The sequence below is a fragment of the Methylocaldum sp. genome (assembly GCF_035627495.1).
Taxonomy (GTDB): Bacteria; Pseudomonadota; Gammaproteobacteria; order Methylococcales; family Methylococcaceae; genus Methylocaldum.
In genome coordinates this window covers 1-8417 of sequence record NZ_DASPLO010000062.1, presented here as the reverse complement: position 1 = coordinate 8417, position 8417 = coordinate 1, and the positions used below count along the sequence as shown (strand labels likewise).

Here is an 8417-nt window from a genome sequence, read left to right as displayed (position 1 = left end):
ATCGTTTTTAGAGAAAAGTCTTGTATTCACCCGGTTTCAAATTAAAATTTCCCGACTCACTAAAACTAGAGAAAACAGCTGAGGATATAAAACGATGAGTGATGTAGCAGAGCGTGTTAAGAAGATCGTGGCTGAGCAATTGGGCGTAAAAGAAGAAGTCTCCAATGAAGCTTCTTTCGTCGATGACCTCGGCGCTGATTCCTTGGACACGGTCGAACTGGTGATGGCCTTGGAAGAAGAATTTGAATGTGAGATTCCCGACGAAGACGCGGAAAAGATCACCACTGTCCAGCAAGCGATAGACTACATCGAAAGCCACATCTGATTTGATCCTGCCGCCCCGCAAGATTTCCTGCTTGACGGGGCAGTATGTCTTTTGTCAATTTCTACCCCGCTAAGGAACAAACATTGAGTAAGAGGCGCGTCGTCGTTACCGGTCTAGGCGTAATATCGCCCGTCGGCTTAACGGTAAGTGATTCCTGGGGAAGCGTGCTTGAAGGCAAGAGCGGTATTGGCCTTATCGAGTATTTTGACGTTTCTGATTTCTCGACCCGTTTTGGCGGGAGCGTCAGGGGTTTCGATATCACCCGGTATATCCCTGAGAAAGAAGCCAAGAAAATGGATGTTTTCATCCATTACGGGCTTGCGGCGGGTAGTGATGCGTTCGAAAATTCCGGATTAGAAGTGACCGAAGAAAATGCCGAGCGGATCGGTGTGGCCATTGGTTCCGGTATCGGTGGAATTACGGGAATCGAGAACGGACATAGCGCCTTTCTGAAAGGTGGCCCCCGAAAAATTTCACCATTCTTTGTGCCCAGCAACATCATCAATATGATTTCGGGCAATGTATCCATCAAGTACGGCCTGAAAGGCCCTAATTTCGCTATTGTTACGGCCTGCACGACGGGTACCCATAACATCGGCGAGGCCGCCCGTGTGATTCAATACGGCGATGCGGATGTAATGGTTGCCGGTGGCGCCGAGATGGCGACCTCGCCGACCTCCCTGGGAGGATTTGCATCGGCGCGGGCCTTATCCCGTCGCAACGATGATCCGCTGCGCGCCAGCCGTCCTTGGGATAAAGACCGGGATGGCTTTGTATTGAGCGATGGCGCAGGGGTTTTGGTATTGGAGGAATTGGAACATGCCAAGCGGCGTGGTGCCACGATTTATGCCGAATTGATCGGTTATGGCATGAGTGCCGATGCCTATCATATGACTCAACCGCCGGAAAGTGGCGAGGGGGCGGCGCGCTGCATGCGCAATGCCCTACGGGATGCCGGTATCAACGCCGATCAAATCGACTACATTAATGCTCATGGAACCTCTACGCCCGCCGGCGACATTGCGGAAACCAGGGCAGTTAAAGCGGTGCTCGGAAATCACGCCTACAGTACCGCAATCAGTTCGACCAAATCCATGACCGGCCATATGCTGGGTGCCGCCGGTGGGATCGAGGCCATATTCTCGGTTTTGGCGCTCAGAGATCAGGCAATCCCCCCGACCATTAACCTGGATAATCCGGACCCGGAATGCGATCTCGATTACGTTCCTAACACCGCCCGTCAGGCGAAGTTAGACATAGTCATGTCCAACTCTTTTGGTTTCGGTGGAACTAACGGCACTTTGATTTTCAAGAAATACAACTGATTTCCGTTTGGCAGATCCAACTTCTTGCCAGCGCCGGCAAGGGGTTGGATACTCATGTACAGCACGCATTAGCGTGCTTTTTGTTATCTCAGAGCTTGGTTTTTTCGGCTCGCCGATAACTTGATGAAGTGGGATTCGGTGTGTATGACGACTCTGGTTAACGGCCAATCGACGCGATGTGTGGATTTGGCAGACCGTGGGTTCCAATACGGAGATGGGACATTTACCACGGTTGCTGTCTGTCGAAGCGTGCCCTTATTTTTGCCTTTCCACCTTGCTCGTCTGGAGCATGACTGCCAGAAGCTTCTCATTCCTTTTCCCGGCGGCGAATGTTTAACGCGTGAGGTGCGGACACTTTGCAACGCACAGCTGGACGGGGTATTGAAGGTACTAATCAGTCGGGGCATCGGAGGACGCGGCTACCGGTTTCCGGAACCCACAAACGTGACGCGGGTCTTGAGTATGCACCCGCTTCCCGATTATCCGCCGGACATTCGCAAGAGCGGTGTCGAGATCAGGCTCTGCGAAGTCCGGTTGGGTATTAACCCCAGGCTGGCCGGCATCAAACACATGAATCGCCTGGAGCAGATCCTCGCCCGCGCGGAGTGGAATGCCGAGGAGATTCGCGAAGGTCTCATGCTGGATGCGGAAGGCTATGTCACCGAAGGCACGATGAGCAATGTCTTCCTGATCAAGGATGGCGCGCTGTACACGCCGAAAATCGACCGGTGCGGCGTCGCCGGAGTGATGCGGGGCATTACGATTACGACGGCTTTGGAACATGGTGTCGTCGTCGCGGAATCACGTATTACGCTTGAGGAACTTTACGCCGCCGATGAGGTATTCTTAACAAATTGCGTGATTGGAATGTGGCCCGTCAGCCGATGCGAGCATCGAACGTACGGCGTAGGGCCGGTTACACGAGAGATTGACCGATGGCTAAGGATGAAGGCGGAAGGAGAGCTGGCCGCAGCGTGCAACGGCTGATAGGAATTGTCGTCATCGCCATCAGTTTCCTGATCGGATGGTTGTGGATGGATTATCAAGAAACGCTGGACCGCCCGTTAGGGCTGCAAAGTCCCGCTTATTTCGAGATCGCCAAAGGCGACAGCCTGGCGCGCATAGCAGCGGAACTCCAAGCGCAGGGAATTGTAACCAAACCGATGTGGTTCAGATTTCGGGCGTATGTGGACGGTTCGGCCAGACGTTTGAAGTACGGCGAGTACGAAATCCCTCCGAAGACAACGCTACGGGAGCTATTGGCGATGTTCGTCGCTGGCAAGGTCCGCCAGTACCCCGTAACCCTGGTGGAAGGGTGGACATTCGGACAAATCCTGACCGCATTGGCTCAATATCCTCCCCTTGAAAAGCTCGCAGCGGACAAGACCCCCGAAGTGATCATGCAACTGATCGGGGCGCCCGGTGAACATCCGGAGGGACGTTTCTATCCGGATACCTATTTCGTAACCAAGGGAACCCCGGATGTCGAGGTTCTCAAGCGGGCCTATCGGAAAATGCAGGCGGTACTCAACGACGAGTGGTCAAATCGTGCTGATGGGATTCCCTACGTTACGCCCTACGAGTCTTTAATCATGGCTTCCATCGTGGAAAAGGAAACGGCCCGTGCGGATGAGCGTCCTCTCGTCGCTGGCGTGTTCACCCGGCGTTTGGCCAAAGGCATGTTGCTGCAAACGGATCCGACAGTCATTTATGGCCTGGGCGATCAGTTCAATGGGGATATTCGGAAGGAAGACTTGCTGAGAGATACGCCTTACAACACCTATATTCGTCCGGGCTTACCACCGACACCCATAGCCATGCCGGGTCTCGATTCGATCCACGCGGCGTTGCATCCCGATACCGGAGGCAGTTTGTACTTTGTCGCTCGCGGGGACGGCACTCACGTCTTTTCCAACAATCTGGAAGAGCACCAGCGCGCGGTCGAACTCTTCCAAAAGCGCCGACATGATTAGAGGAAAATTCATCACCCTCGAAGGAGGGGAGGGTGTGGGTAAAACCACCAATCTCGAATTTATTCGAGATTACTTACAAAATCGCGGAACCAGATTCCTCGTTACCCGGGAACCTGGCGGAACTCCGATAGGCGAAGCCGTTCGTCGGCTGGTGATCGATTCGCAAGGCATGGAGGCCCAGACTGAGCTTTTATTGATGTTTGCCGCTCGCGCTCAGCACATTAGAGAGGTCATTGAACCCGCTTTGGCTGATGGCGTCTGGGTAGTTTGCGACCGCTTCACCGACGCCAGTTATGCATACCAGGGCGGCGGGCGCGGTATCGACACCGAGATTATTCAATTTCTCGAACAGTGGTTACAGAAAGGGCTTCAACCCGATCTCACCCTCCTGTTCGACGCTCCCATAGCGGTCGGTCTCACTCGAGCCCAAAGCCGAGGTCAGCTTGACCGCTTTGAAACCGAGCTGCCGGACTTCCTCTCTCGAGTGAGGGAAACATATTGCGATTTGGCCAGACGATGGCCCCATCGCATCAAGCTGCTCGACGCGACTCAACCGCTCGCTGGCGTGCAGGCGGAAATCGCGAAGCATTTGGACTCGTTATTTCAATCCTGACGGGAGCGACATTGGGCAGCATTCTCTACCCCTGGCTCGATGAGGCGTGGCAAAGGCTAAACGCATATCTGGTCGCTCAGAGGCTGCCGCAAGCCTTGTTGATTCATGGGGCTGACGGGATAGGAAAAACGCATCTGGCGGAGACTTTCGCCCAAAGGCTGCTTTGCAAGAACCCGGAAGCCTTTGCGTGTGGCGATTGCGCCGGGTGTCGGTTGTTTCTCGCCGGAACCCATCCGGATTTCTTGAGGATAGAGCCGGTGGAGCGAGGAAAACCCATTGCTGTGGACGCTATCCGGCACTTGATCGCGAACCTTGCGCTCAAACCGCAGTATGGCGGCTATCGCATAGTCGTTTTTTGCGCGGCCCATCAATTGAACATCAATGCAGCCAACGCTCTTCTGAAAACTTTGGAGGAACCGGGCGAAAATACGGTGATGCTGCTGTTGACCGATAGCCCTTCCGCTCTGCCAGCGACAATTTTCAGCCGTTGCCAGCGTTTGTCGATTCCGCTTCCGGACAACGCGATAGCAACCCGATGGCTGGAGGCGCAAAGGACCGGGAAAGCCACGGATGTGTTATTGGCAGTCGCGAGGTGTGCCCCGTTAAAGGCCTTGGCGCTTGCCGATTCGGATGCCGTGGAGCAACGCCGGACGGCATTTTCGGAGTGCGTCGATGTGGTGTTTCGGCGTCAAGAACCGGTATCTCTCGCAGAGCGGTGGTCGACTCTGGCTCATGAAGATTTAGTAGGTTGGATGGTCTCGTGGACCATCGACTTGATCCGGTTACGCAGCTTGCCGGACTGTCCGCATCTGGATAACTCTGATTTACGCGAGGGGTTGCAGGCCTTGGCCGGCCGACTACACTTGAAAAGCTTGTTTGGGTTCTTCGATTTATTGTTGCGGGCGAAACGGGCGCTAAACGGGCAAGCCAACCGCCAGTTGCTCCTGGAGGAGCTTTTGATTCATTGGGCGCAACTCGGGCGCTCGCCGCAAACGGAGTGGGATTATCATGAGTGCTAAAGAAAACAAGTCGCGCCAAGGCATTTTGTCTCTGACGATTCGGGACAAGAACGTTCTGTATTCCGCTTACATGCCGTTCGTCAAGAACGGTGGGCTGTTCATTCCGACTAACCGCACTTATCGTTTGGGCGAAGAAGTATTCATGTTGGTGAACCTTATGGAGGAACCCGAACGTATTCCGGTAGCCGGGAAGATCATCTGGATCACGCCCAATGGTGCGGAGGGTTATCGCGCCGCCGGTATCGGCGTGCAATTCAGCGATGAAGATGGCGGGTCCACCCGCGCTCGAATAGAAAATTATCTGGCCGGCGCCTTGGATTCCCAACGGCCTACACATACGATGTAAGCCAAAAATCGGTCGACGCTTCGGCGTCCCAGTACTCATACGAGATAAGCGATTGCCCTTGCCGTCATCTCCTGTTTGTCTGAATTCCCATCCTTGCTAAGCCTGTCGTGCTCCAGCAGTCTACATCGGCCGGGTTGCAAACCAAAACCAGAGCAAGTACTTCCTCGGCTTTATCGATCTGCCCCGCCTCGTCCAACTGTCGGGAACGACCTGCGATCACGTGGCGACTTTGCTCCCGCTTGGTTCCGGCGTCCGGCTGGTATCACCGACCTCTTTCGGAGACCGCTTTGCCGGCTTCCGACAAATAGATTTCCACCCGTCGATTCTGCAGACGTCCGGCGTTTGTATCATTCGAAGCCACCGGATAAGCTTCGCCGTATCCGCGGGTCACGATCCGGTCCGGACTGATGCCGTTGCGGAGCAGGAAGTCCTGCACTGCCTGCGCACGGCGCTGAGAGAGCTCTTCGTTATAAGCCTCCGAGCCGTGGCTGTCGGTATGTCCTTCGATGAGGACGTTGCGATTCGGGTGCTCTTTGAGACTATTTACGAGTTGATAAAGTCTTTGCTGAGTGCCCGGTCTGAGATCGGCTTTGCCGTATTCGAATAGTACATCACCTAAGGTTACCATGAGACCGCGCTCGGTCTGCGTGGCCTTGAGCGTGGCGAGTTCCTGTTGCAGTAGCAATTTCTCCCGGTCGTCGAGAAGTTGCTGAGCCTCGGCTTCGGCTTTTCGGGTTTCGGCCATAGCCCGTGCGATCTCGACTTTCCTCTGGGCGATGTACGCGAGATGGGTGGTCTCGTCCTCATCGTCAGCGTCCTCGGCCCGTCGCAGGGCCTGACCCGCCTCAGCGAGTGCGACCGGAGCATTCTGCGCGATCTCAGTGTCTTGCTGGGCTTGCGAATACGACATGCGTGCTCTTTCCAAGGATTCGTTCTGCGTGGCGCAGCCCGAGCATGCGGCTATTACGGCTAACGAAAAGCAACGAACCACCCGCGGATAAAAGCGGTAGTTGTTGATCCTTAACATGGCAGTGCCTCCTTTATGGATTCATGTCACCCGTGCGCTGACCTCTGGTTTCGGCCTCGCGGCGTAGCGTCTCAATGGTTTGCTGGGCTTGCTGTGCCATTTGGCGGGCATTTTCCGACCGAGCTTTAGCCTCGGCTACCTGGGCGTCAATCTGTGCTTGTTCGGCCAAGCGGCGGGCATCCTCGTACTCCTCGTCAGCCAGCGCCTTCTTGGCGCGCCCCAGTTTTTCCATGGCAAGTTGAATTTCGGCCGGTGCATATTCTGAGGCTTTTACCATCATGGCCTGATTGAGAGCCGTATCCGCTGTCGAAATAGTATTGATTGGTGGAGCGTCGGACGCACAACCGAATAGTCCCATAATCATCATGCCGACTATGGGAAAACCGGGTCGATGCATTGAAAAAGATTCGTAGATCCTCATAAGAAAACCTCCTGTAAGAAATAAACTGTGACTTCAAGAAATTCCTGAGTTCCCTATCAGTATGCTATGTACTATATGTGCCGTTATCATGGGATAGTCGGTTAGCCTGGGGTAACCCCGACGTAAAACAAAAAACCAGGAAAAACTCGGATCGTGCCCGGAGAATTATCGGAAAGTTTGTCGTCTGGTGCCCAAATCTTTATTTTATTCACAGTGTTATCGGTATCATTTACCCATAAGATTACCGGTTTTTCGTTTAATATTCTCGGCGCTTTGTTTGATATCCTTGGCTCTTCGTTTAACAACACGTAACCAGTGTCGCGCCCACGCAAACTCAATTCCCAGAATCGCTAACCCCAAAGGAATCAATAAAAAGGCGGGGCCTGGCAGCACGATTAAAGCTATACCTATTAACATTATCGTAGTTCCGACCAATCCGATGACCACACGTCGCGCCATTTTGTATGTCTTGACGAGGCTCGTACGTGGCATAAAACCCCCTTATGATGAGCCGGTGTTTCGCTGAGGCTTCAAGGCTTGGACCCGTTGTTAGGTGTTGAGTTTCTAGAGTTGAGTCAGGCGAGTGGACAATTTTGTCGTCCGCTTTGAAAGTGGCGAGCGCCTAACCTGGTAAAACATGGCCGGTACGGGGTCTTTGACCACTGCGTCACCGTTTGATCGTCCAAACTCCCTTGGAGTTGTTTCAGATGGAAAGCACCCCCGCTGCGAGTCTTCCGGCGTCATCAGAGGCCTCAGGCCGCTCGTCATTTTGCAAGAAAAGAAGCGCTCGAAAACTATTTTATTCCCAATGCAAAATCCTTTTAAAACTATCCATGTAAGGCAAATATTCCTGGCGCTTCACACGGTATAAAGATATTGAGTTAGCAGTTGTTGTGGGCTAAACGACTATCCTTGAACTTCGAAAAGATAATTGATGTTCTTGATAAGTTAAAGTTCCTGAGCGGCTGGCGTTATGAAAAGTTCATTGAAATCCGAGGGGCCAACCGCTCGTTCTGGTGTTCTGGACTAGCTGGTTAATGCAATAAATAATCCAGCCAATAAAGCCAAGGCGATAAAGAGAAAACTCGGTTCCACAACAAACATAATTCCCTCCTATCCATGTGAGAAAAAACTTGCCGGAGTCGAACCGGCTTCCGGGGATATGAGCCCCGGCGTGCACCGGCGTCTTTGGTAGTTTCGCAGTCTACATAAGGCGTGTAAAAGACTGTGTCAAGTCCCGCCTGTTTATAAACCTTCTTGCGAAAGAGATGGGGATGGGAGGTTTGCCAGTTTTTGAGAGCTTGAACGGGGGTGAGATGGCCCAAGGCCCGCTGTGGGATGTGCTGGTTGTAGAGGGCGACATAGCGG

Annotated in this window: 10 protein-coding genes and 1 pseudogene; 7 read left to right on the top strand and 4 right to left on the bottom strand. The window is 53.5% G+C overall.

The features are described from left to right. Positions 1-94: 94 nt before the first annotated feature. The 7 genes from acpP to VEB01_RS05000 all read left to right on the top strand — a co-directional run bounded on the left by acpP (position 95) and on the right by VEB01_RS05000 (position 5601). A complete protein-coding gene (acpP, locus tag VEB01_RS05030; RefSeq protein ID WP_026609307.1) occupies positions 95-325 on the top strand; it encodes an acyl carrier protein in 231 nt (76 codons plus the stop codon). 83 nt (positions 326-408) lie between these two features. After that, a complete protein-coding gene (gene fabF, locus VEB01_RS05025) occupies positions 409-1650 on the top strand; it encodes a beta-ketoacyl-ACP synthase II (RefSeq protein ID WP_336624901.1) in 1242 nt (413 codons plus the stop codon). Between the two features lie 123 nt (positions 1651-1773). Further along, positions 1774-2637 (top strand): aminodeoxychorismate lyase, encoded by an 864-nt coding sequence (gene pabC / locus VEB01_RS05020; protein ID WP_324873361.1) that lies wholly within the window; start codon positions 1774-1776, stop codon positions 2635-2637. Next, the gene (gene mltG, locus VEB01_RS05015) at positions 2625-3623 is read left to right on the top strand and encodes an endolytic transglycosylase MltG (RefSeq protein WP_324873359.1); all 999 of its coding nucleotides are present in this window, start codon (positions 2625-2627) and stop codon (positions 3621-3623) included. Before pabC ends, mltG begins: the two co-directional genes overlap by 13 nt. Beyond that, positions 3616-4236: a dTMP kinase gene (gene tmk / locus VEB01_RS05010; RefSeq protein ID WP_324873357.1), complete on the top strand. Its 621-nt coding sequence runs from the start codon at positions 3616-3618 to the stop codon at positions 4234-4236. The genes mltG and tmk overlap by 8 nt, the downstream gene beginning before the upstream one ends. 11 nt (positions 4237-4247) lie before the next feature. Next, positions 4248-5255, top strand: coding sequence for a DNA polymerase III subunit delta' (locus tag VEB01_RS05005; protein WP_324873356.1), 1008 nt, complete (start codon positions 4248-4250; stop codon positions 5253-5255). Beyond that, a complete protein-coding gene (locus tag VEB01_RS05000; protein WP_324873354.1) occupies positions 5245-5601 on the top strand; it encodes a PilZ domain-containing protein in 357 nt (118 codons plus the stop codon). The genes VEB01_RS05005 and VEB01_RS05000 overlap by 11 nt, the downstream gene beginning before the upstream one ends. A gap of 262 nt (positions 5602-5863) precedes the next feature. On the opposite strand, the gene VEB01_RS04995 is transcribed toward VEB01_RS05000, so the two are convergent. The 4 genes and pseudogenes from VEB01_RS04995 to VEB01_RS04980 all read right to left on the bottom strand — a co-directional run. Next, positions 5864-6628 carry an OmpA family protein gene (locus VEB01_RS04995; RefSeq protein ID WP_324873352.1) on the bottom strand — a complete coding sequence of 255 codons (765 nt, stop codon included), beginning with the start codon at positions 6626-6628 and terminating at the stop codon, positions 5864-5866. A gap of 13 nt (positions 6629-6641) precedes the next feature. Further along, on the bottom strand, positions 6642-7049 hold the full coding sequence (locus VEB01_RS04990; RefSeq protein WP_324873350.1) for a DUF4398 domain-containing protein: 408 nt from the start codon (positions 7047-7049) through the stop codon (positions 6642-6644). A 225-nt stretch (positions 7050-7274) separates the two neighbouring features. Then, complete coding sequence (locus VEB01_RS04985; protein WP_324873348.1) at positions 7275-7508, bottom strand: PGPGW domain-containing protein; 234 nt, start codon at positions 7506-7508, stop codon at positions 7275-7277. Between the two features lie 770 nt (positions 7509-8278). Continuing rightward, positions 8279-8417 (bottom strand): annotated as a pseudogene (locus VEB01_RS04980) (IS481 family transposase); the annotation flags it as partial.